Raw genomic sequence first — 22,167 nt, forward strand, 5'->3', positions numbered from 1 at the left:
TCTTGTTTAAATAAAGTTAAGGATATAATTATCAATAGACAAAGTTTTATTTATAATAAAATAAATCGTATATTTGTGCTGTTATTTATTAAAAATATTAAATAATGAGGGGACATAATTGTCCCCTCTTTTTATAGCATATGACATTAAAACAAAAAATACAGGAGAAAATTGCACAGGCATTTGAGCAATATCCAGAGTTGTTTTTGATAGATTTTACTATCTCGCCTGACAATAAGGTTGTAGTTACAATTGACGGTGATTATGGTGTTACATTACAAGATTGTATCAACGTAAGTCGTGCTATCGAACAAGATTTAGATAGAGAAGAGGAGGATTTCGCTTTAGAAGTTGCCTCTGCAGGAGCTACCTCTGCATTAAAGTTTATTAGACAATATAATAAGAATATTGGAAGAAAACTAAAGGTAGTTACTTTAGATCAAGAGAAATATGAGGCAACTCTAGATGCTGTTGTTGACAATAATATCGTTCTAAAGTGGAAAAGCAGAGAGCCTAAGCCTGTAGGAAAAGGAAAGGTTACTGTGGAGAAGGAAGTACAAATTCCTTTTGAAAATATTAAAGAAGCTATAGTTATAATTTCATTTTAAAAACAACATATCCCATGGAGAATAGAGATTTAGTAGATTCATTCTCAGAATTTAAAGACGAAAAAGATATTGAGCGTGTAGCGCTTATGGCAATTCTTGAAGATGTTTTAAAAAACGCTTTAAAAAAGAAGTATGGATCAGATGATAATTTCGATATTATTGTTAATCCAGATAAAGGAGACTGTCAAGTTTTCCGTAATAGAATTGTTGTTGCCGATGGGGAAGTAGAAGATGAAAATGCGGAGATTTCCTTATCAGAAGCAAGACGCATCGAATCGGATTTCGAGGTAGGTGAAGAAGTTTCTGAAGAAGTGAAATTAGAGGGGTTAGACAGAAGAGCAATTTTAGCTTTACGTCAGAATCTATACTCTAAGGTTACTGAACATGATAATACTACATTATATAAGCAATTTAAAGATTTAGTAGGTGAAATTTACGCAGCTGAAGTTCACCATGCGCGTCCGAAAATCGCTATTTTAATGGATGAAGGTAAGAATGAAATCATTTTACCGAAAGATAAACAAATTCCTTCTGATTTCTTTAGAAAAGGAGATACCGTTAAAGGTATCATCGAATCTGTTGAGTTAAAAGGTACTAAGCCTCAAATTGTTATGTCTAGAACTACATCTAAGTTCTTAGAGAAATTATTTGAGCAAGAAATTCCTGAAATTGAGTCAGGAGAAATTACTATTAAGAAAGTTGTTCGTATCCCAGGTGAAAAAGCCAAAGTTGCAGTGGATACTTATGATGATCGTATTGATCCTGTTGGAGCTTGTGTTGGTGTAAAAGGATCTAGAATTCACGGTATTGTTCGTGAACTAGGTAACGAAAATATTGATGTTATCAATTATACAGAAAACACAGAGTTATTTATCAAAAGAGCTTTAGCGCCAGCGAAGATCAATAAAGTGGTAATTGACGAGAGTAATAAGAAAGCAAATGTTTACTTAGACTTGGAAGAGGTGTCACGTGCAATCGGTAGAGGAGGACAGAACATTAAGTTGGCTGGAATGTTAACTGGATATGATATCGATGTAATGCGCGAATTGGACCCAGAAGATGATGACGTAGAATTAAGAGAATTCAAAGACGAAATCGACGAGTGGGTAATCGAAGAATTTAATAGGATTGGTTTGGATACTGCTAAGAGCGTATTAAACCTAGGTGTTGAAGAGTTAGTAAAAAGAACAGACTTAGAACAAGAAACGATCGAAGACGTTATTCGTATTTTGAACGAAGAGTTCGAAGACTAGGAATTTACTATAACTGCAACACAACACATTTAATACACTAAAAAGATAATATGTCTGAAGAAAGAGCAATAAGAATAAATAAAGTTTTAAGGGAATTAAATATTTCTCTAGATAGAGCCGTAGACTTTTTGAAAGGCAAAGGGTACGATATAATCGACGCAACACCAAATGCTAAAATTTCTAAGGAGGAATATAGTGTTTTGTGTAAGAATTTTTCTGCTGATAAAGGGAAGAAGGAAGCTTCTATTGAAGTAAGTGAGGAGAAGAAGAAAGAAAGAGAAGTTTTGAAACAAGAGCGCGATAAGGAACTTGAAGAGAAGAAAAAACAAGAGGAAGCACGTATAAAACGTGAACAAGAAATCATCAGAGCTAAGGCAGAAGAAATTGCTGCATTAAAAACTGTTGGTAAGATTGATCTTGACCCTAAGAAAACTAAAGCTCCTTCAGGTGATTCTAAAAAAGTAGAGAATGTTGTTTCAGATAAAAAAGAATCTGTAAAAAAGGATTCTTCAAACATAGATGCCACTGTTTCTAAAGATAAAAAAGAAACAAGTGCTAAAGTTGAACAAAGACAAGCAACGAAAATAACGAACACACAAAAGCAAGTGGAAGCTAAAAAAGAGGTAGAGAAACCACAACAGAAAAGTTCTGTAGAAGGTCAAGATACTTCATCTAAAAAACCAGGAAACAAAAAGGTTGATGTGGAAGTAAACACAGATACTGAAGAACCGAAGTTAGGGGATGAAGTAATTAAAACTAATTACCAAAAGCTTTCTGGAACTACTTTTACTGGGCAGACAATTGATTTATCTCAATTTGATAAGCCTAAGAAGAAAAAAGAAGATCCTAAGAAAGGGAACCAGGCTAATGCTAAAGATGGTGCAGCAGGTAAGAATAAAAGAAAACGTATAGCTAAGCCTGCAAATTCTGAAGGTGGTGCAAACACATCCACGGATAATAAGAATAGACCAGCTGGTGCAAACCAACGTTCTGGGAACAACAATAACAACAGAGGTGGTGGGAAATTTGGTAATAGAAATCACAACCAAAAACGTCCAAATACTCCAGTTGTTAAAGCTGAGCCAACAGAAGAAGAGGTTAAAAACCAAATTAAGGAGACTTTAGAGCGTTTACAAGGTAAAGGAAACAAATCTAAAGCTGCTAAATATCGTCGTGATAAACGTGCGGATCACCGTAAAAAATCAGATGACGAACAAAAAGCTCTAGAGGCTGGAAATAAAGTTTTAAAAGTAACAGAATTCGTAACTGTAGGAGAAATCGCAACGATGATGGATGTGCCTATTACAAAAGTAATTGGAACTTGTATGTCATTGGGAATCATGGTAACGATGAATCAACGTTTAGACGCTGAAACACTTACTATTGTTGCAGACGAATTTGGATATGAAGTAGACTTTACAACTGCTGATATTGATGAGGCAATTGAAGAGACTCCAGATAGACCAGAAGATTTACAACCAAGAGCTCCAATTGTTACTGTAATGGGACACGTGGATCACGGTAAAACATCTTTATTAGATTATGTTCGTAAAGCGAACGTGATTGCAGGTGAATCAGGAGGAATTACGCAGCACATTGGTGCATATGGAGTTACTTTAGAAGGAGGTCAAAAGATTACTTTCTTAGATACTCCAGGACACGAGGCCTTTACGGCTATGCGTGCTCGTGGTGCGCAAGTTACAGATATCGTTATTATTGTGATTGCGGCGGATGATGACATCATGCCTCAAACTAAAGAAGCGATAAGTCACGCAACTGCAGCGGGTGTTCCAATTATCTTCGCTATTAACAAGATTGATAAGCCAACGGCTAATCCAGATAAGATTAAAGAAAAATTAGCTGCTTTAAACTTCTTAGTTGAAGAGTGGGGTGGTACATACCAATCACAAGATATTTCTGCTAAGCAGGGTATTGGTATGAAAGAATTATTAGAGAAAGTACTACTTGAAGCAGAAATGTTAGAGTTAAAAGCTAACCCTAATAAATTAGCTACAGGTACTGTAGTGGAAGCTTTCTTAGATAAAGGACGTGGATACGTTTCTACTGTTTTAGTTCAAGCTGGAACTTTAAGAGTAGGAGATTATTTATTAGCAGGTTGTAACCATGGTAAAGTTCGTGCAATGCATGATGAGCGTGGTAATTCTGTAAAAGAAGCAGGCCCTTCAAGACCTATCTCTGTATTAGGTTTAGATGGTGCGCCAACAGCTGGAGATAAATTCAATGTATTCGAAGAAGAGAAAGAAGCTAAACAAATTGCCGCTAAACGTACTCAATTAGTTCGTGAGCAATCGGTAAGAGCACAAAGACATATTACTTTAGCAGAGATTGGAAGACGTATTGCTTTAGGAGATTTCAAGGAATTGAATATTATCTTAAAAGGAGACGTGGATGGTTCTGTTGAGGCATTATCTGATTCATTCTCTAAATTATCTACAGAAGAGATTCAAATCAATATTATTCATAAAGGAGTTGGAGCGATTACAGAATCTGACGTGTTATTAGCTTCTGCATCAGATGCTATTATTATCGGATTTAACGTTCGTCCAATGGCTTCTGCTAAGGCATTAGCTGATAAAGAAGAAATTGATATCAGAAACTACTCTATTATTTATGCTGCGATTGACGATCTTAAGGATGCAATGGAAGGTATGTTATCTCCAGAGTTAAGAGAAGAAGTTACAGGTACTGCTGAAATCCGTGAGTTATTCAAGATTTCTAAAGTTGGTACAATTGCAGGATGTATGGTTACAGATGGTAAGATCTACCGTAACTCTAGAATTCGTTTAATCCGTGAGGGTGTAGTTATCTTCACAGGTGAGTTCACTGCTTTACGTCGTTTCAAAGATGATGTTAAAGAGGTATCTAAAGGATACGATTGTGGTATCCAGATTAAGAACTACAACGATATTAAAGAGTATGACGTAATTGAAGCTTTCCAAGAAGTAGAAGTTAAGAAAAAATTGAAATAGTCAGTTTTTAATATATTATAGAAAAGGGGGTTACTACAGTAATCCCCTTTTTTTTGTGTCATTTTGTCATTATTTAATGTGAATGGAATATGTTTTGATAGTTTTATTAACTAAAACGTTGAAAAATGGGAATTTGGATTTTTTTAATTATTTGTTCTTTCTTAGGATATATTATCCAAGGGAGATTAAATAGCAAAATGGAAAAGTATTCTACTATTGCATTAGCCAATGGTAGAAGCGGTGCAGAGATTGCACAACAAATGCTTTTTGATCATGGTATTTATGATGTAAAAGTTATTTCTACTGTTGGTAGACTTACGGATCATTATAATCCAATGGATAAAACGGTAAACTTAAGTGAAGTGGTCTATAATGAAAGGAATGCTGCTGCGGCGGCTGTAGCAGCTCATGAAGTTGGACACGCTGTCCAGCATGCTTATGGGTATAAATGGCTGAAATTACGGTCTAATTTAGTTCCAATTGTCAACATTAGTTCAAGATTTGTGCCCTTTTTATTATTAGGTGGTGTAGTTCTGATTAATAGTTATCCATCGCTTCTTTTGCTTGGAATCATTATGCTGTCTTTAACTACCCTATTTACTGTTATAACCTTGCCAGTAGAATATGATGCTAGCCATAGAGCACTTCAATGGTTAGAGAAGAGCAATATGGTTAACAGCTCAGAATTAGGTATTGCTAAAGACTCTTTAAAATGGGCAGCTAGAACTTACCTTATAGCGGCTATTTCTTCTTTGGGAACCTTGCTTTATTATGTGAGTATTTTTCAAAGACGTAACTAAAATAAAAAAGCCTAACTCTTTTGAGTTAGGCTTTTTTATTTATTTCAGATTATATTGTACCAATAAGGGGATGTGGTCAGAGAGTTTTCTTGCTGTTTCTAAGTCTTCAAAATCTTCAAAAAACAAGATAACTTCACTATGTGTTATAGACATATTTGCACTATTGTGAAATAGGTTATCATATTCCGAAGCTAAACAATCTCCTTGTATACACTTTTGACGTAAGCTTGTTTTTTGCTTGGTAAAAGCTGGTTCATATCCCATCTTTTTTATGGGATTGAATACACTATGGGCTTGTGTTAAATTAAAATCCCCCAAAAAGACAAGGTTATGATCAATGTAAAGACTTGGGTAATTTCTAAAATATTTTATTTCTGTTTCTGGTTGGTGCTTTTTAGGTAAAGCGTGAAAGTTCAACAAAGTAATTTCCTTTCCTTTATAGGTGAAGGTAGCTACATAAGGTTCTCTTTCTATTTGTTGAGCAAAATGTTGATCTAAATATGGTTTATTTTTAAGTTTTACTTGACTTGTTTTAAAGAAATAGACATATCTCTCTGATCGATATGGGGAACTTTGGGTTGGTTCACTAATGACGTAATCCCATTTAGAAGAGGTAGAGTTATTTAATTCTTGATGTATTTTTGCGGTAGTTTGTGCTCCTGTTGGATTAGTAACCACTTCCTGAATAGCAATAATATCTGCTTTATCTAATATAGTAGCTATATAAGTGATTTGCTCGGGAGTTTTACTTTTACCTAGGTTCATTAAATTCCATGTCATTATTTTTACCTGTCCTTGTATCGTGATGCAAAGGAAAAGAAATAGTATTAAGAAGAATTTTTTTTGTAAACTAGTAGTCATTATGTGGATTTATTTTAAGACAATGGATTTGTTGTAGCCTAATATCGTCTTGGTTTTATAAAAATGATGTATTTTTGAACATCCTTGTATTTGTACCCTTTTAAAGGAAGGGGCAAATGTAGTAATCTAATCTTTGTAATTAAATTAAAGTGAAAGCATTTTCTTCCATAAACGAATTTTCTTGTAATAAAAAAGTAGTAGCAACTCTTGGAACCTTTGATGGGCTTCATTTGGGGCATCAAAAAATCATTAAAGACTTAGTGGAAAGCGCAAAGCAAATGCAAATGGAGAGTCTTTTACTTACTTTTTTTCCTCACCCTAGAATGGTCTTAAAGAAAGAGCAGGATATTCGTTTATTGAATACTCTAGAAGAAAAACAACAACTTCTAGATAACTTGGGCTTGGATAACTTAGTTGTGCAAAAATTCGATTTAGAATTTTCATCTTTAAGTGCTAAGGAGTTTGTACAGCAAGTTTTAGTTGAAAAATTCAATATAGCTAAGATTATCATAGGGTATGACCATCGCTTTGGAAAAGGCGGGACTGGGGATATACAGATACTTAAGCAATATGGACAAGAGTTTGGCTTTGAAGTAGAGGAAATCTCTGCCAAAGAACTGGACAGTGTTTCTATTAGTTCTACTAAGATTAGAAAAGCATTAGAGCAAGGAGATATAAAGATTGCTAATAGTTATTTAGGCTATAATTACTTCTTTGAAGGAACAGTTGTAAAAGGAAAGCAATTGGGCAGAACCCTTGGATTTCCAACAGCTAATTTAGTTTTAAAGTACGATTATAAATTAGTACCTAAATCAGGTGTATATGTAGTAGAGTCTGTTTTGGACGGGAGAAAAGTAAAAGGAATGATGAATGTGGGATTTAATCCTACATTTGAAAATCACCCATATAGTATAGAGGTGAATTACCTTGACTTTAATGCGGATCTTTATGGGAAAGAAATTCAAGTTAGTATACTAGCTAGAATTAGAGACGAACAGAAATTTGCAAGCTTAGATGAATTAGTACAACAGTTAAATAAAGATAAGGTTTTTACACTTGAGTATTTTCAGGACAATGTTTAAGAAGGCTTTCTATCCTATGGATAATTCTGCTTTAATAGTTTTCAGAATTATCTTTGGCTTTTTATTTGCGTGTGAATCCTTTGGGGCTATAGCCACAGGATGGGTAAGGGATAATTTAGTAGAAGTTAAAATGACTTTCTCCTTTATCCATATGGATTTTCTACAAGTCTTAGTAGGTCCGCAAATGTATGTCTATTTTGGTTTGATGGGCATCGCCTCTTTAGGTGTTATGTTAGGTTACAGATATAGGCTTAGTATTATTTTAGTTACCCTGTTATGGGCAGGAGCATATTTTTTACAAAAGACCTCTTATAATAATCACTATTATCTATTGCTAATAATAAGCTTGTTTATGTGCTTTTTACCTGCAAATGATTATTGTTCTTTGGATGTGAAAAACAAAAGACATAAAAGTAGATTATGGATGCCGGTGTATGTAAAGTGGTTATTTATAGGCCAAATATTTCTGGTTTATTTTTATGGAACCTTGGCTAAGTTTTATCCCGATTGGCTTAATGGCGATTTTATTGGTTTGATGTATCAGTATGCTAATATACCTGATTCCTTTAAAGCTATTTTTACTGAACAATGGTTTGTGTTGAGTATAGCTTATCTAGGTATTTTATTTGATGCTTTAATTGTTCCTTTATTACTTTATAAACCAACTAGAAACTATGCTTTTTTTGGAGCCTTAGTATTCCACCTTTTTAATTCTATTACTCTTCAAATAGGGATATTTCCTTATTTCGCACTTAGTTTTGCAGTATTTTTTTATAGTCCAAGTTTTATTAGAAGTCTTTTCCTTAAAAGAAAACCAGCTTTGGAATTAACTAAACAGGACTTAGAAACTAAATATTTATCTAATGTACAATTAAGCATTTTAGGAACTTTATTTGTGATTCAGATACTTTTGCCTTTAAGAGGATATCTTTTACGTAGTGATATGCTTTGGACGGATCAAGCACACCGTTTATCGTGGCGTATGATGCTTCGTTCACGCTCAGGGTATACTTATTATACTGTAGAGGATAAAAACTCAAAAAAGAGACATTCTTTTGACTTAGACACGATGCTTACACCTAAACAGCAAGCAAGACTGAACACTCCAGATATGATATGGCAAATGGCTCAAGTTATTAAGAAGCATTATGCCCAAAAGGGACAAGATGTGCAAGTGTTTGCAAGAAGCTATGTTTCGATAAATAACAGGACATATCGCCCTTTTGTGGATTCAGAGGTGGATTTAGCTAGTCAAAAATGGGATTATTTTTGGCCTGCGACTTGGATCTTAGATAAACCAGAAGATCTACCATAAAAAAAACTTCCTGAGTTAGGAAGTTTTCGTATCGTTTAATTCTTTTTTATATTCTATCAAAGTAAGCTCTTTTTTGAAACTTACATAGGTAAAGTAGTTAATCCAGTCTCCTAAATTGACATATTTAGAATTATTGCCTAAATCTAAGATCATAGGTAAATGTCTATGACCAAAGATAAAATAGTCATAATGCTGTTTCTCTAGTTTAGCTTTACTATAAATCACTAACCACTCTTTATCTTCTCCTAAAAAGGTGATGTCTTCATCTCCAGAGATAAGTTTGTTTTTTACGGATAAATAGGAAGCCAGTTTTACTCCAATATCTGGATGCAACCATCTAAATAGCCATTTAGAGAATTTATTGGTAAAGACTTTTTTCATTCTTTTATAGCCTAGGTCTCCAGGTCCTAGACCATCTCCATGACCTATAAAGAAAGATTTACCATTAATATGGAAAACTTGTGGTTGGTGAAAAACTGGAATTCCAAGCTCTTGCTGGAAATAGTCATCCATCCATAAATCATGATTACCTACAAAAAAATAAATAGGTATACCTTTATCTTTTAGCTGGGCTAATTTTCCCAAAATACGGACAAAGCCTTTAGGTACTACTGTTTTATATTCAAACCAAAAATCAAATAAATCTCCTAAGATGAATAAAGCGCCCATATCTTGCTCTTTTTCATTTAGCCATTGTAGAAATAGCTGTTCCCTTGGAAGACTTTTGGCTTTGGTTGGTGCACCAAAGTGATGATCTGAGGTGAAATAAACAGTTTTATCTGTATTTATAGTTATTTCCAAATCTTACATATTATCAGATTGATACCATTCTGCATAAGAGGATTCCGTTTCTTGTAAACGCAAACTAAAAAGTTCGATTCCTTCAGGAAGTCTTGATTTTATTTTATGAGCAAAATCAATCACCATATTTTCACTCGTAGGTTGGTAGTCTACTAAAATTACATGGTGTCCTCTTTGTTGAAGTTCTTTAGCAAGCTCTAAATGTGGGGTATTTTGATTGAAGACAGTAGCGTGATCAAATACATCTACCACTTCTTCTTTTACTATCTTTTTTAAATCTCCAAAATCAATAACCATTCCAAATTTAACATTGCTGCTATCCTCAATAGGGCTACCTACCACTGTTACTCCAAGTTTGTAACTATGTCCGTGCACATTTCTACATTTTCCATCATATCCATATAATGCATGACCTGTCTCAAATGTAAATTGCTTTGTTATTCTAATCTTTGGCATAAGTAAAAAATTTTCACAAAGGTAAGTAAAAATAGCCTGTTTTGAGAATCTTCTGCTTTGCTTTTGAAACAAGGTTAGTTAAAATAGGCGATAGCTCAGCTGAATGCTAGCTTTTGGCCACCACTTTAACCATTTAGTATACTTTTGGCTGTCTTCAATATATAGCTCAGAACGGGTTAATGTAGGCAGTTTTTGTCCATTTTGGTAGATAGAATAGGCTCCTTGATAAATGATACCAAGTTCTGCTTTGATTCCAAATCGATTCTTGGGAATGGCTCTACCAATACCTATACCTAGGTAAGGTTTTACTACATCTCCTAATTTTAATTCTGCATCTACTCTTGCTTGTATTACTTCCAACTTTTTACCATCAAAAATAATTTCTGGCCAATCTTTTCCAGGTTTTAATTCTATAAGATTACCATACTGATCCTCTAATCTTCCTTTTGTTCCAAATTTGGTATTGCCCAAGTATACACCAGCACTTATATAAAAGATACTTTTTTCGAAAATATAATAATCTACTAATAAGTGGGCATGGAATAAATGGATATTCGCCTTTGTTTTAAGCTTTGGTTCAGTGTGAAAGTATTCTTTTAAAACTCCATTAGGATCCTGTAAATCCATGGAAAATTGTTTTGTATTATATTTGAAAAAATCTACTCCAGCACGCAATTTTAATCTTTTAGCTATTGGTGTAGAAACTTCAATGGTTGTTCCTAAAGTGGAAAATCCAGCCGATAGCCCCATATGACTAAAGGGTTTATTGTCCGTTAATAGATCTGATTTAGAAGATTTACTTTGCCCCAATACTGCAGAAGTACTTATGAGTAAAACCAGAAAAAACACTGTTTGGAGAGTGGAAATATTTCTTTTATTCATTATTTTTTTTTGAATTGCTCTAAGGCATTTTTAGTGAAATCAGATAGGACTAATTCCCCAGATATGGTAGCACGCTGGGTTAATAACTCATCCCAGTTAGAGGTTCCTTCCCAAAAAACTAGCTTCATTTGCTGTAGGGCTTGTGGATTATAAGAACTTACTCTCTTGGAGAATTCTTCTATACTTTGATCCATTTGGTCTGTGGTATGGAAAAGTTCATTATATAACCCTTTTTCAAATGCCCAAGAAGAAGACTTCCAACTATGTGCCTCTAGAGTCATCTCGCTCATTGCCATTTTACCAATTTTTCTGGAAACAGCTGGTTCAATTACAAAAGGGCCAATCCCGATAGCTAGCTCAGATAATTTGATAAAAGCCTGGTCGGTAGCAAAAGCATAGTCACAACTAGCTACTAGCCCAACTCCTCCACCTACAGTTTTACCATGAACCCTAGCAATGAATATTTTTGAACTTTTTCGGATAGAATTTATCACTTTTGCAAAACCATTAAAGAAGATATGACCTTGTTCTTTTGTGGTTATTTGTAATAATTCATCAAAACTAGCACCTGCACAAAATGCTCCTTCCCCTTCACTTTTTAAAATAACCGTGGTGATTTCTGGATTTTGTTCTAGTTGGTCAATTTGTTGACTTAACTGGTTTAATAATGAACTTGGAAAAGAGTTGCTCGCTGGACTATAAAAAGATATAGTTGCAACTTTATCTTTTACGTTCAATTGTATATTTGTAGAATTTTCTTTCATTGTTTATGATTTAATCTAAATATAAGGGAAGTTTTGTTAAGACGAAGACTTTTAGATGGTAAAAGTCAAAGTTTTACTTGCCAATTAACCTAATGTAAAAAGGATAGCCAATAAGCTATCCTTTAATATATAATGTATGTTTTGGGTAAATTATTGTTCTAATTTCATTTTTTTTATGGAATAATGCAAGCCAATTGCTGAAATAACTACTAGCAGGGCAGTTAATAGCCATAAAGTACTATAGCCATAATCTGTTGCTACCTTAGTTCCTAAAATTGGAGCTACGATGAATCCAATAGCAAAAACAAGTCCGTTTACTCCCATGTAAGCTCCTTTGTTTTGTGTTCCTGCACGCATAGCTGTAACTGTGGCGGTAAATGGCATGGCTAACATTTCAGAAAGACATAATATTGACATAGAAATATAAATAGCTATTAAGCTATAATCAAAGGCTAATATTGCATAACCAAAAGCACTTATAACTACTCCATAAACGATTGCATTTCTAAGGGAAAGATGACGTTCTGCTACGTAGACTAAAAGCATTTCTGTAAGGAAAATAAGTAGACCACTATACCCTAGAACCAATCCAATTTCTATCTCTCCAAGTCCACCAACTTTATCATAGAAGATAGGTAGGGTACTTAAGAGCTGTAAAAAGGCAATTGCATATAACGTACAAAAGAAAGAATAAAGTAAGAAGGGTTTATCCTTATAAGGGGATATACCAGGAACTTCCTCTAATTGTATCTCCTTTTGGTTGTCTTGTTCTTGTTGCATTTCCTTTAATATTTCTTTATTGGTTTTCCTATTTCTAAAAAAATAAATAAAGACAATAGCTGCAACAAAAGCTGCAAAAGCATTGACATAAAAAAGTAAAGCCCATGAAAAAGCTGCTAGAAAACCTCCCATAGCTGGGCCAATGGAAAATCCAAGATTCACCGCCATTCTGTTCAAGGAAAAGGCTCGGGTAATGTTCTCTGGTTTTGCATACATGGTTATTGCTACTGAGTTTGCTGGTCGGAACATCTCACTTACCGTGCTTTGCACAAGCATCATTAAAGCTAGACCAATGACAGAGGTGAAATGGGGTAGCATAATAAATATCGGAATACTACACAGTAAACTCATGTATTGTACTTTGTAATTACCTATCTTATCGGTGATCCATCCTCCAATAGTTGAACCAAAGATAGAACCAACACCAAAACAGGCCAATACATAGCCAATTTGGGTTTGTGTAAAATTTAATTCTTTAGTCATATAGACTCCAAGAAAGGGTAATACCATGGAGCCAGATCTATTAATGAGCATCACGATGGAAAGCATCCATGAAGCACTAGATAGCCCCCTATAAGAATCGATATAAATTTGAATAATTTTACGCATAATTACAAAGTGGGGTTGGTTGTTAGTTCACTTCTTATTCTTTTTTATTTTTCTTTGCTAGTTCTTGTTCAGACATCGCTAAATGAAAAGCCGCTCGAGATAAAGGTTCATATTCTTGAGTTTCTCCAAGAAAAACTAAATCTTCACTTTCTGTTTTTCTAAAACTATAATTTGCAAGATGACCAGTTCGAGTACATATAGCATGTACTTTGGTTACATATTCGGCAATAGCCATTAAATTTGGCATCGGTCCAAAAGGTTGTCCCTTGAAATCCATATCCAAACCAGCAACGATTACACGAATTCCCATATTAGCTAAGTCATTACAAACTTGAATAATATTATTATCAAAGAATTGAGCCTCATCTATAGCTACTACATGACATTCTTTTCCTAGTTCCAATATTTCTGCAGCATTTTCTACAGGTGTCGATTTAATCTGGGTATCGTTATGGGAAACCACATATTCATGGTGATAACGAGTATCAAGTGCGGGTTTAAATATTTGAACGTTTTGTTTTGCAAATTGAGCTCTACGCAAGCGTCTGATAAGTTCTTCTGTTTTACCAGAAAACATTGAACCACAGATTACTTCTATAGAACCAAATTGTTCTTTATGATTGACAGGATTTTCGAGAAACATTTTGTAAATTTCAGGCTGAGAACAGCGTTTTTTTTTTGTTATTTTGTACCAAGCAAATTTATCAAAAAAAAGCTGCGAAATTTACTAATAGAAATTAAAAGTTATGAAGAAGGTCTTAGAAACAGAATTACTCAGTATGGCGCATCGCATTTTGCGTATGAAAAATAAAGATGTAGATAACTTGTTGAACGATGCAAAGAACCTTTATGAAAAGTTATTGATTTTAAAGTTTTATCAAGATAATTTTGAATTAGGACTTATCAAGGATATTAGTCAAGAAGAATTAGACCAAAAACTAGAGCAATATTCTGGACAGAGTATGGGGTTGCTAGCTGAGCAACAAAGACATCAAATGCCGCAGGATCTATTAGAACAGGATTATCCTTTAGTAATAGATGGGGATAAGGAAGAGCTAGATCATATACAACAGTTGGAGAAGATTTCTCCAGAAGTAAGCTTTGAAACTCCTGCTATAAAAGAAGTAGTATATACTTTTGATCAAGAGATGGATTTACAGGAGTCTGAAGAAGATTTAGATAAAAAAGAAGTTTTTGATTTTCTAGATAAAGTAGAAGCAGAGCAAGAGGATACCCAAGAGAATAATTCTCTTATAGTAGAAAATATCCAAGATATGTCTATTCAGGAGCAGATCTTAGTACAAGATATTATTTCTGAGGCTAATTTTGCGGTTGAATCTCTACAAACTTTAGAAGGTCAGCAAGAGCTTCAAAATCAAATAACTTCTGAGACAGATAAGATTTTGGCCCAAGAACAAGAGCGCATCTTGGAAGAGGCTCGTATTGTTGCTGAGCAAGCTGCTTTTGAAGAAGAGCTATTAGAGCAAGAAATTGCCGCTGAGCAGGAAGCTTTAGAGCAAGAGCGCATCTTAGAAGAGGCTCGTATCGCTGCGGAGCAAGCTGCTTTAGAACAAGAGCGCATTTTAGAGCAAGAAATTGCTGCCGAACAAGCTCGTATTGCTTTAGAATTAGAAGCTTTAGAACAAGAGCGCATCTTAGAGCAAGAAATTGCTGCCGAACAGGCTCGTATTGCCGCTGAGCAAGCAGCCTTAGAACAAGAGCGCATCTTAGAAGAAGAAATTGCTGCCGAACAGGCTCGTATTGCCGCTGAGCAAGCAGCCCTAGAACAAGAGCGTATCTTAGACCAAGAAATTGCTGCCGAACAGGCTCGTATTGCCGCTGAACAAGCAGCCCTAGAACAAGAGCGCATCTTAGAGCAAGAAATTGCTGCCGAACAGGCTCGTATTGCCGCTGAACAAGCAGCCCTAGAACAAGAGCGTATCTTAGAGCAAGAAATTGCTGCCGAACAGGCCCGTATTGCCGCTGAGCAAGCAGCCCTAGAACAAGAGCGTATCTTAGAACAAGAAATTGCTGCAGAGCAAGCTGCTTTGGAACATGTAAATGCTTTAGAACAAGCTCGCTTATTAATCGAAAAAGAAGCTATTGAAAGAGAGCGTTTAGCAGAAATGCAACGTATTCAAGAAGAAAAGGATTTAGAGGAGCTAATAGCTCTAGAGGAACAAATAAAAGTAGAGTCAAGAGAATCTTCTAATCAAACACAAGGGGCTTTTCATGACAGAAGAGAAGTAGACCCATTTGATGGATTTAACTTTATGGATTTAAATTTCGAAAGAGTTTCTGATTCAAAAGAGCAAGAAGAAGTTAAGGATTCTAGTTCTTTAGCACAGGACAATCAGTCAGCTTCTAGCCAAGATACCTTATTTAACTTAGAATCTACTTCGGTTACTCAGCCACATATTCAAAAAACAAAGTCTATTAATGATATTTATAACAATACAATTAGTGTTGGATTAAATGATAGAATTGCTTTTGAAAAGAATTTATTTGGTGGTAGTGGAGAAGATTTCAATAGAGTATTATCCCAATTAAATACAGTAAGTACTTTTGCTGAAGCACAAAGCTTGATTGACCACTTAGTAAAGCCTGAATATGGAAACTGGGAAGGAAAACAAGAATATGAAGATCGTTTTATGTTAATCATTGAAAAGCGTTTTAATTAATATGGGTAAATTATATTTGGTGCCAACACCGATTGGAAATCTAGATGATATGACCTTTCGTGCGATTAAAGTGTTAAAAGAAGTAGATTACATCTTAGCAGAGGACACAAGAACAAGTGGTAAGTTATTAAAGCATTTTGAAATTATGACTCCAATGATGAGTCATCATATGCATAATGAACACAAAACAGTGGAGAATCTAATTTCAAGACTGGAAAACGGTGAAAATTTGGCTTTGATTTCCGATGCGGGTACACCAGCTATTTCTGATCCAGGTTTTTTATTAACAAGAGCTTGTGTAGAAAATAATATTGAAGTAGAATGCTTACCAGGAGCTACAGCTTTTGTACCAGCTTTAGTAAATAGTGGATTACCGAATGATAAATTTGTGTTCGAAGGTTTCTTGCCTGAAAAGAAAGGCCGTCAAACTCGTTTTCTGATTTTAGCAGAAGAAACACGTACCATGATCTTTTATGTTTCTCCTCACAAGCTAAATAAAACTTTACAGGAGTTTATACAGTATTTTGGAGAAGATAGAAGAATATCTGTTTCACGAGAACTATCTAAACTTCATGAACAAACTAAAAGAGGAACTGTTCAAGAAGTATTGGAATATTTTGAAGCTAAACCGGCAAAAGGAGAAATTGTAGTGGTTGTAGCAGGGAAAAAATAAATCTATAGTCTTTTATAGATCAACTTAAAGTCAATGTGTCACTTGTTATAGGTGATACATTGACTTTTTTTTGATACATTTGGATTGAATCAAAACCAGATAAATTATGTCACATAAAGTTACTACAACATGGATTGAAAATATGCAATTTGAATCTACCAACCCAAGTGGGGATGTTATCCGCATTGATGCTGGAAAAGAAAATGGAGGAGATGGTATGGGATTACGTCCTAAAGCTCTAATGCTTTCTGCATTAGCTGGATGTAGTGGCTTGGATGTAGCCCATTTAATAAAAAAAATGCGTTTAGAGGTAGAGGAGTTCAAAATGGAGACCGAAGGAGTTTTGAGTGAAGAAGACCCACAAACTTATACAGATGTCATTTTAGATTACCATTTTTATGGAAATAATTTAGACCAGGCCAAATTAACTCGTGCCGTAAATTTATCCATTGAAAATTATTGTGGTGTAATGAATATGTTCAAAGGATTTGCGAACGTGCAAACTAATATTCATTTCCATAATAAATAATCAATGCGGTGGATATTCAAACCAGAAGTAGATAAAAAAAAGGTAGAACAACTACAACAAGCACTTGGAGTTGACAAAGTAATAGGTCAGCTGCTTGTGGAAAGAAATATTCTAACCTTCGAGCAAGCCAAAGATTTTTTTCGTCCTACACTAGATTTATTACATGATCCATTTTTGATGAAAGATATGGATAAGGCCGTTATGCGCTTATCGGATGCTTTGGAAAACAAGGAAAGTATACTTGTTTTTGGAGATTATGATGTAGATGGAACCACTTCTGTAGCTTTAGTATCCTCTTATTTAAAGAAGTTTTCTTCAGATGTACGAACCTATATTCCAGACCGTTATGAGGAAGGTTATGGAGTTTCTTTTCAGGGTATAGATTATGCTAAGCAAAAGGGGATTACCCTTATTATTGCATTAGATTGTGGTATAAAAAGTAATGATAAAGTGGAATATGCTAAAAATCTTGGTATAGACTTTATCATTTGTGACCATCACCTACCAGGAGATCAAATTCCAAATGCAAGTGCAGTATTAGATCCAAAGCAGAAAGATTGTTTCTATCCTTATAAAGACCTATGTGGATGTGGGATAGGATTCAAACTTATTCAAGCCTTAGAACAACGCAATAACAATGGACCAGAGGTATTACAAGGATATCTAGATCTAGTAGCTATGGCTATAGTGGCAGATGTTGTTCCTTTAACTGGTGAAAATAGAGTTTTAGCTTTCTTCGGCTTACAAGTTATTAATGCTAATCCAAGACCTGGGATAAAGGCCTTGCTTTCTTTTTATCCCCAGCATAAGTATACTTTACAAGATATTGTATTTAAGATTGCGCCAAAAATTAATGCAGCCGGGAGGTTAGAGCATGGTAGATATGCCGTAGAGCTATTAACAGAGCTTACTTATGAGCAGGCTCTAATTAGTGCTAAAAATATTATTTCTCTTAATGAAGAGCGTAAACATATCGATCATAATATTACAGAACAAGCTTTAAAGAAAATTACCGATTCCATGGAAATTAATAGTAAAGCTACTGTAGTTTTTGATCCTACATGGCATAGGGGTGTACTAGGAATTGTTGCCTCAAGGCTAATTGAAACTTACTATAGACCAACTATTGTATTTACGCAAAATGGAGAGTTTTTAACCGGTTCAGCACGCTCAGTGAAGAACTTTGATGTATATAAAGCCATTGAGCAATGTAATGAATATTTAGTTCAATTTGGAGGACATAAATATGCAGCAGGTTTAACTATTAGAAAACAGGACTACACAAGCTTTAAGAAGAAGTTTGAGAGTATTGTAAATAATAGTATTACTGAGGATGATTTAATTCCTCAATTATTAATAGATCAAAAAATAGATCTCAGTGTAATTACTCCAAAGTTTCTTAGGATTTTGAAACAATTTGAGCCTTTTGGTCAAGATAATGAGATGCCGGTTTTTCTAACTAGCAATGTATATGATATAGGAAAAGGGCATCCTATGGGACAAAATAGGGAACATCTAAAATTATATGTAAAACAAAGAGGACAAGATACAGTGTCCTTTGCAGTTTTAGGTTTTGGTTTTGGGAAGTATTTTGAAGAAATTACAAATCGCCGATTTTCTAATTTAGTTTATACAATTCAAGAAAACTACTTTAGAGGCAAATCAAGTACGCAGTTAGTCTTAAAAGACATGCAAATGGTTTAGTATAAAATTTGTTTTTTACTGTTTAAAAAAATAAATTTGTTGACAATAAAACAACTATAAAATATAAAAAATGAAAATAGCATTAGTCGGAGCTACAGGAATGGTTGGTGAAATCATGCTTAAAGTATTAGCAGAGAGAAATTTTCCTGTAACAGAGTTAATTCCTGTTGCTTCACAAAGATCAGTAGGTAAAGAAATTGAATTTAAAGGGAAGAAATACTCTATTAAATCTATGGAAGAGGCTATTGCATTGAAACCAGAAATAGCTTTATTTTCTGCAGGAGGTAGTATCGCTTTAGAGTGGGCACCTAAATTCGCTGAGGTGGGTACAACAGTAATTGATAATTCATCTGCTTGGAGAATGGATCCAACTAAGAAATTAATTGTTCCGGAAATTAACGCAAGTGAGTTAACAAAAGAAGATAAAATTATAGCTAATCCAAACTGTTCAACTACACAGTTAGTAATGGCTTTAGCTCCATTACATAAAGCTCATAAAATTAAAAGAGTTATTGTATCTACATATCAATCAATCACTGGTACTGGGGTTAAGGCAGTAGAGCAATTAGAAAATGAATACAAAGGAATTAAAGCAGAGATGGCTTATCCTTATCCTATTCATAGAAACGCAATTCCTCATTGTGATGTATTCGAAGAAAATGGATACACAAAAGAGGAAATGAAGCTTTCAAATGAAACTAAGAAAATCCTTCAGGATGACTCTATCTTGGTTGCTGCGACAGCAGTGAGAATACCAGTAGTAGGAGGTCATAGTGAAGCAGTTAATATTGAATTCGAAGAGCCAGTTTCTGTACAAGAAGTTAGAGCTATTTTACAAAATACTCAAGGGGTTGTATTACAAGATAATTCAGATACTAATACTTATCCGATGCCATTATTTGCAGAAGGAAAAGATGATGTGTTTGTAGGAAGAATACGTAAGGATATTAGCTGTGAAAATGCTATCAACTTATGGATTGTTGCAGATAACTTACGTAAAGGAGCTGCTACAAATACAGTTCAAATAGCACAATACTTAGTAGATAATAATCTAGTTTAGTACAGTAGAATTTCAATAGATACATTCTTTTGAAAACAGTATAAAAAAAGAGCATTTTTTCTAAAATGCTCTTTTTTTATTTAATATAGTTATAGTAGTAAGCAAAGGAGGTAGAATTAATCCAGATAAGATGAGTCTTCATACTTTTGCTTAACATCAAAGCAGATGCTCACACCTTGATCTTTTGAGGTTTTAATTACCAAATGAGTTTGAAGTTCTTTAATCCTCTCATTCATGTTTTTCATGCCTAGACCTTTATTTTTGATTCTAGGGTCATTTTTATTATACCCAATGCCGTCATCTGAAATCTTCACTCTAACTCTCTTATTTTTAATACCTGTCAAGGATATAATAGCTTGGGAAGCTTGAGAATATTTATTGATATTTTGTAAGGACTCTTGAATGATTCGATAAATGTTTAACTTTTGTTCATTACTATATAGATGCCAATTGATATCCTCATCCATTTGGAAAATAAATCTGGTATTGAAAGGATTGTTTTGATTGGAAATTAAGTTTTCTAATAATTCATCAAAAGGGTCAGCGTCGTGCATTACTTTTGTATTCAATATATGCGAAATCGTTCTAATTTCTTGCTCCGACTTATGTAGTTCCTCTATTAATACATCCTTTTTTTCTGGTGGAAAGCAATCTAGTTGCATTAAATGGAATCTAGCTGTAAATATTCTGTTGATAACCCCATCGTGGAGTTCTTTGGCAATTCTTTTTCGCTCAGAGAACTTAGCATTTTCTGCTAGTTCTTTTTGCTCTAACATTAGCTTATAAATTTTCTCGTTAGCTAATTGGTTTTTATTTCTCAATAATAGGCGTTTGTTTTTCGCATATTGTATGATTGAAAACATGGTGATACTAAAACCAAACACCAATAGACAAGTAAGAATAAGGATAGTTTGATTATTACCACTTAGCCTTTTATTTAACTCGCTTATTTTATCGACCTCAAACTCTATTCTTGCAAATTTGTTTTTGGTCTGACGCTCTAAGTTCATTAAAGTGTCATTTAATTGGATATATTCGTTGATATATTGGGTTTGATTTTCTTTGTCGTTAGCAGCTAAAAAAGCTAGGGCTTCTTTGGTGTTTTGTAGTCTTCTTTCCTTTTTAGAGATTATATAAGATTGCTTAGCGGAGGCTAAACTTTTTTGAGTTTGATCCATTTTTTTATAATAGTTAGCTTCAACCATTAAAGCACTTGGAATTCCTCCTGCATATAAACCAATGGATCTATTGTCTTTTTCTAAAAAGGTTATTTCTTGTATTTGTGGAAGTATATTCTCATATTCATTAAGCTCTAATTTTGCTTTAAGTAAGTTGATCAATAAAGTAGAGTGTAATTGTGGATTTTGATCCAAACTTGGATTCTCATAGATACCTTTTAATGCATATTTTTTAGCATTTGGGTAATCTTTGGCATGATAGTATAAATGAGATAAATTATTATTTAAATTGGAAAGAAAGAAGTCTATTCTGTCTTGTGGTAAGGTCTTTTTCGAGGCCATTTCCGTTATAGCAATAGCAGAAATATCATAGTATTTTTTTGCTTCTTCAAACTCAAGTAATTCTGTTAAGTTTAATCCCATCATATGATTGCTTTCATATTTTAAGATAAAATCATCTGAGTTGTTGAGGTATTTTATTGCCTTAATGTTCTCTTTTTCACTTTCAGAAAAAATACCATTTTCGAAAAGTATTTTAGCCTTTGCTAAGGCTAAGTGACCTGACTTTAAACTATCATTTAAAGTATTGAAAATTTTTTCTGCTTTAACCAAGTTAGAGTAGGTACTATCTAATTGTTGTGTCTTATAAAAGCTTCGAGATTGAATTTGATATAAATCTGCTTGATTGTGTAAATCGTTCTTTTGAAGGGAATAATCTAGCGCTTTGTTAATCAGTTTATTAAAGTTTATAGAATCAATTGTATTACTACTGTTTTGTAAAATAGTAACGAAGAGGTTTCTATTTTCCTGTGTGTTTTCTTGAATCTGATTAGCAATACTTAAGAGCTCCTTTACCTTATCCTCATACAGAGAATCTTTCTCTGTTAGATTATTGGTTAAAGGGCCTAAAAGGGTATAGTCTGCATACTGCTTATCCTTATTGCAAGACAACAATAGGAAGACACATACAGCCAATACAATCAATTTGAAATAGGATACCATATTTATATACCTCTCTAAAATTTAAATTTGAGATAAATGTAGGACAAATAACTATAGAAAGAATTATTTTTTTATGAACGATAGTAAATTTTTATTAAAAATAAGAAAGCTTTGTACTATGAATTCCTGTTTGTTAACT

General features: G+C 34.0%; 19 protein-coding genes. 11 read left to right on the forward strand and 8 right to left on the reverse strand.

Annotation, left to right across the window (positions count from 1 at the left end):
• The first annotated feature begins 140 nt into the window (after positions 1-140).
• From rimP to ACYSNM_RS00455, 4 genes are all read left to right on the forward strand, one after another.
• On the forward strand, positions 141-608 hold the full coding sequence (gene rimP, locus ACYSNM_RS00440) for a ribosome assembly cofactor RimP (protein WP_461755162.1): 468 nt from the start codon (positions 141-143) through the stop codon (positions 606-608).
• Between the two features lie 14 nt (positions 609-622).
• On the forward strand, positions 623-1,861 hold the full coding sequence (gene nusA / locus ACYSNM_RS00445) for a transcription termination factor NusA (RefSeq protein ID WP_461752739.1): 1,239 nt from the start codon (positions 623-625) through the stop codon (positions 1,859-1,861).
• Positions 1,862-1,911: 50 nt separating this feature from the next.
• Positions 1,912-4,851 carry a translation initiation factor IF-2 gene (gene infB, locus ACYSNM_RS00450; RefSeq protein ID WP_461755163.1) on the forward strand — a complete coding sequence of 980 codons (2,940 nt, stop codon included), beginning with the start codon at positions 1,912-1,914 and terminating at the stop codon, positions 4,849-4,851.
• A gap of 125 nt (positions 4,852-4,976) precedes the next feature.
• Positions 4,977-5,651: a zinc metallopeptidase gene (locus tag ACYSNM_RS00455; protein ID WP_461755164.1), complete on the forward strand. Its 675-nt coding sequence runs from the start codon at positions 4,977-4,979 to the stop codon at positions 5,649-5,651.
• A 39-nt stretch (positions 5,652-5,690) separates the two neighbouring features.
• On the opposite strand, the gene ACYSNM_RS00460 is transcribed toward ACYSNM_RS00455, so the two are convergent.
• Positions 5,691-6,431, reverse strand: coding sequence for an endonuclease/exonuclease/phosphatase family protein (locus ACYSNM_RS00460; protein ID WP_461755165.1), 741 nt, complete (start codon positions 6,429-6,431; stop codon positions 5,691-5,693).
• Between the two features lie 230 nt (positions 6,432-6,661).
• Between ACYSNM_RS00460 and ACYSNM_RS00465 the strand changes: the two genes are divergently transcribed.
• Both ACYSNM_RS00465 and ACYSNM_RS00470 read left to right on the forward strand, forming a co-directional pair.
• Positions 6,662-7,594, forward strand: coding sequence for a bifunctional riboflavin kinase/FAD synthetase (locus ACYSNM_RS00465; protein ID WP_461755166.1), 933 nt, complete (start codon positions 6,662-6,664; stop codon positions 7,592-7,594).
• Positions 7,587-8,909 carry an HTTM domain-containing protein gene (locus ACYSNM_RS00470; RefSeq protein ID WP_461755167.1) on the forward strand — a complete coding sequence of 441 codons (1,323 nt, stop codon included), beginning with the start codon at positions 7,587-7,589 and terminating at the stop codon, positions 8,907-8,909. Before ACYSNM_RS00465 ends, ACYSNM_RS00470 begins: the two co-directional genes overlap by 8 nt.
• 15 nt (positions 8,910-8,924) lie before the next feature.
• Here the strand turns inward: ACYSNM_RS00470 and ACYSNM_RS00475 are convergent, their stop codons facing one another.
• From ACYSNM_RS00475 to ACYSNM_RS00500, 6 genes are all read right to left on the reverse strand, one after another.
• Positions 8,925-9,710: a UDP-2,3-diacylglucosamine diphosphatase gene (locus ACYSNM_RS00475; protein ID WP_461752733.1), complete on the reverse strand. Its 786-nt coding sequence runs from the start codon at positions 9,708-9,710 to the stop codon at positions 8,925-8,927.
• 3 nt (positions 9,711-9,713) lie between these two features.
• Positions 9,714-10,166, reverse strand: a complete 453-nt coding sequence (locus tag ACYSNM_RS00480) for a 6-pyruvoyl trahydropterin synthase family protein (RefSeq protein WP_461752732.1) — start codon at positions 10,164-10,166, stop codon at positions 9,714-9,716.
• Positions 10,167-10,244: 78 nt separating this feature from the next.
• Positions 10,245-11,048 carry a hypothetical protein gene (locus ACYSNM_RS00485; protein WP_461755168.1) on the reverse strand — a complete coding sequence of 268 codons (804 nt, stop codon included), beginning with the start codon at positions 11,046-11,048 and terminating at the stop codon, positions 10,245-10,247.
• On the reverse strand, positions 11,048-11,812 hold the full coding sequence (locus tag ACYSNM_RS00490) for an enoyl-CoA hydratase/isomerase family protein (protein ID WP_461755169.1): 765 nt from the start codon (positions 11,810-11,812) through the stop codon (positions 11,048-11,050). Before ACYSNM_RS00490 ends, ACYSNM_RS00485 begins: the two co-directional genes overlap by 1 nt.
• A gap of 150 nt (positions 11,813-11,962) precedes the next feature.
• Positions 11,963-13,201 (reverse strand): MFS transporter, encoded by a 1,239-nt coding sequence (locus tag ACYSNM_RS00495; protein ID WP_461755170.1) that lies wholly within the window; start codon positions 13,199-13,201, stop codon positions 11,963-11,965.
• Between the two features lie 34 nt (positions 13,202-13,235).
• Complete coding sequence (locus ACYSNM_RS00500; RefSeq protein WP_461752728.1) at positions 13,236-13,844, reverse strand: thymidine kinase; 609 nt, start codon at positions 13,842-13,844, stop codon at positions 13,236-13,238.
• A gap of 103 nt (positions 13,845-13,947) precedes the next feature.
• Here ACYSNM_RS00500 and ACYSNM_RS00505 point away from each other — a divergent pair, with 103 nt between their 5' ends.
• The 5 genes from ACYSNM_RS00505 to ACYSNM_RS00525 all read left to right on the forward strand — a co-directional run bounded on the left by ACYSNM_RS00505 (position 13,948) and on the right by ACYSNM_RS00525 (position 19,848).
• Positions 13,948-15,882 (forward strand): hypothetical protein, encoded by a 1,935-nt coding sequence (locus ACYSNM_RS00505; RefSeq protein WP_461755171.1) that lies wholly within the window; start codon positions 13,948-13,950, stop codon positions 15,880-15,882.
• 1 nt (position 15,883) lies between these two features.
• A complete protein-coding gene (gene rsmI, locus ACYSNM_RS00510; RefSeq protein WP_461755428.1) occupies positions 15,884-16,555 on the forward strand; it encodes a 16S rRNA (cytidine(1402)-2'-O)-methyltransferase in 672 nt (223 codons plus the stop codon).
• A 106-nt stretch (positions 16,556-16,661) separates the two neighbouring features.
• Complete coding sequence (locus tag ACYSNM_RS00515; protein ID WP_461755172.1) at positions 16,662-17,084, forward strand: OsmC family protein; 423 nt, start codon at positions 16,662-16,664, stop codon at positions 17,082-17,084.
• Positions 17,085-17,087: 3 nt separating this feature from the next.
• Positions 17,088-18,788, forward strand: a complete 1,701-nt coding sequence (gene recJ, locus ACYSNM_RS00520) for a single-stranded-DNA-specific exonuclease RecJ (protein ID WP_461755173.1) — start codon at positions 17,088-17,090, stop codon at positions 18,786-18,788.
• A 70-nt stretch (positions 18,789-18,858) separates the two neighbouring features.
• Complete coding sequence (locus tag ACYSNM_RS00525) at positions 18,859-19,848, forward strand: aspartate-semialdehyde dehydrogenase (protein WP_461755174.1); 990 nt, start codon at positions 18,859-18,861, stop codon at positions 19,846-19,848.
• Between the two features lie 116 nt (positions 19,849-19,964).
• Here the strand turns inward: ACYSNM_RS00525 and ACYSNM_RS00530 are convergent, their stop codons facing one another.
• On the reverse strand, positions 19,965-22,028 hold the full coding sequence (locus tag ACYSNM_RS00530; protein ID WP_461755175.1) for a sensor histidine kinase: 2,064 nt from the start codon (positions 22,026-22,028) through the stop codon (positions 19,965-19,967).
• Between the last annotated feature and the right edge of the window lie 139 nt (positions 22,029-22,167).

It is taken from the genome of Myroides sp. LJL116 (assembly GCF_054871685.1).

Excerpts from the sequence above, each read along its gene's own strand:
- rimP (WP_461755162.1), top strand. The coding sequence starts at position 141 with ATGACATTAAAACAAAAAATACAGGAGAAAATTGCACAGGCATTTGAG.
- nusA (WP_461752739.1), top strand. The coding sequence starts at position 623 with ATGGAGAATAGAGATTTAGTAGATTCATTCTCAGAATTTAAAGACGAA.
- infB (WP_461755163.1), top strand. The coding sequence starts at position 1,912 with ATGTCTGAAGAAAGAGCAATAAGAATAAATAAAGTTTTAAGGGAATTA.
- ACYSNM_RS00455 (WP_461755164.1), top strand. The coding sequence starts at position 4,977 with ATGGGAATTTGGATTTTTTTAATTATTTGTTCTTTCTTAGGATATATT.
- ACYSNM_RS00460 (WP_461755165.1), bottom strand. The coding sequence starts at position 6,431 with ATGACATGGAATTTAATGAACCTAGGTAAAAGTAAAACTCCCGAGCAA.
- ACYSNM_RS00470 (WP_461755167.1), top strand. The coding sequence starts at position 7,587 with ATGTTTAAGAAGGCTTTCTATCCTATGGATAATTCTGCTTTAATAGTT.
- ACYSNM_RS00480 (WP_461752732.1), bottom strand. The coding sequence starts at position 10,166 with ATGCCAAAGATTAGAATAACAAAGCAATTTACATTTGAGACAGGTCAT.
- ACYSNM_RS00485 (WP_461755168.1), bottom strand. The coding sequence starts at position 11,048 with ATGAATAAAAGAAATATTTCCACTCTCCAAACAGTGTTTTTTCTGGTT.
- ACYSNM_RS00490 (WP_461755169.1), bottom strand. The coding sequence starts at position 11,812 with ATGAAAGAAAATTCTACAAATATACAATTGAACGTAAAAGATAAAGTT.
- ACYSNM_RS00495 (WP_461755170.1), bottom strand. The coding sequence starts at position 13,201 with ATGCGTAAAATTATTCAAATTTATATCGATTCTTATAGGGGGCTATCT.
- ACYSNM_RS00500 (WP_461752728.1), bottom strand. The coding sequence starts at position 13,844 with ATGTTTCTCGAAAATCCTGTCAATCATAAAGAACAATTTGGTTCTATA.
- ACYSNM_RS00505 (WP_461755171.1), top strand. The coding sequence starts at position 13,948 with ATGAAGAAGGTCTTAGAAACAGAATTACTCAGTATGGCGCATCGCATT.
- rsmI (WP_461755428.1), top strand. The coding sequence starts at position 15,884 with ATGGGTAAATTATATTTGGTGCCAACACCGATTGGAAATCTAGATGAT.
- ACYSNM_RS00515 (WP_461755172.1), top strand. The coding sequence starts at position 16,662 with ATGTCACATAAAGTTACTACAACATGGATTGAAAATATGCAATTTGAA.
- recJ (WP_461755173.1), top strand. The coding sequence starts at position 17,088 with ATGCGGTGGATATTCAAACCAGAAGTAGATAAAAAAAAGGTAGAACAA.
- ACYSNM_RS00525 (WP_461755174.1), top strand. The coding sequence starts at position 18,859 with ATGAAAATAGCATTAGTCGGAGCTACAGGAATGGTTGGTGAAATCATG.
- ACYSNM_RS00530 (WP_461755175.1), bottom strand. The coding sequence starts at position 22,028 with ATGGTATCCTATTTCAAATTGATTGTATTGGCTGTATGTGTCTTCCTA.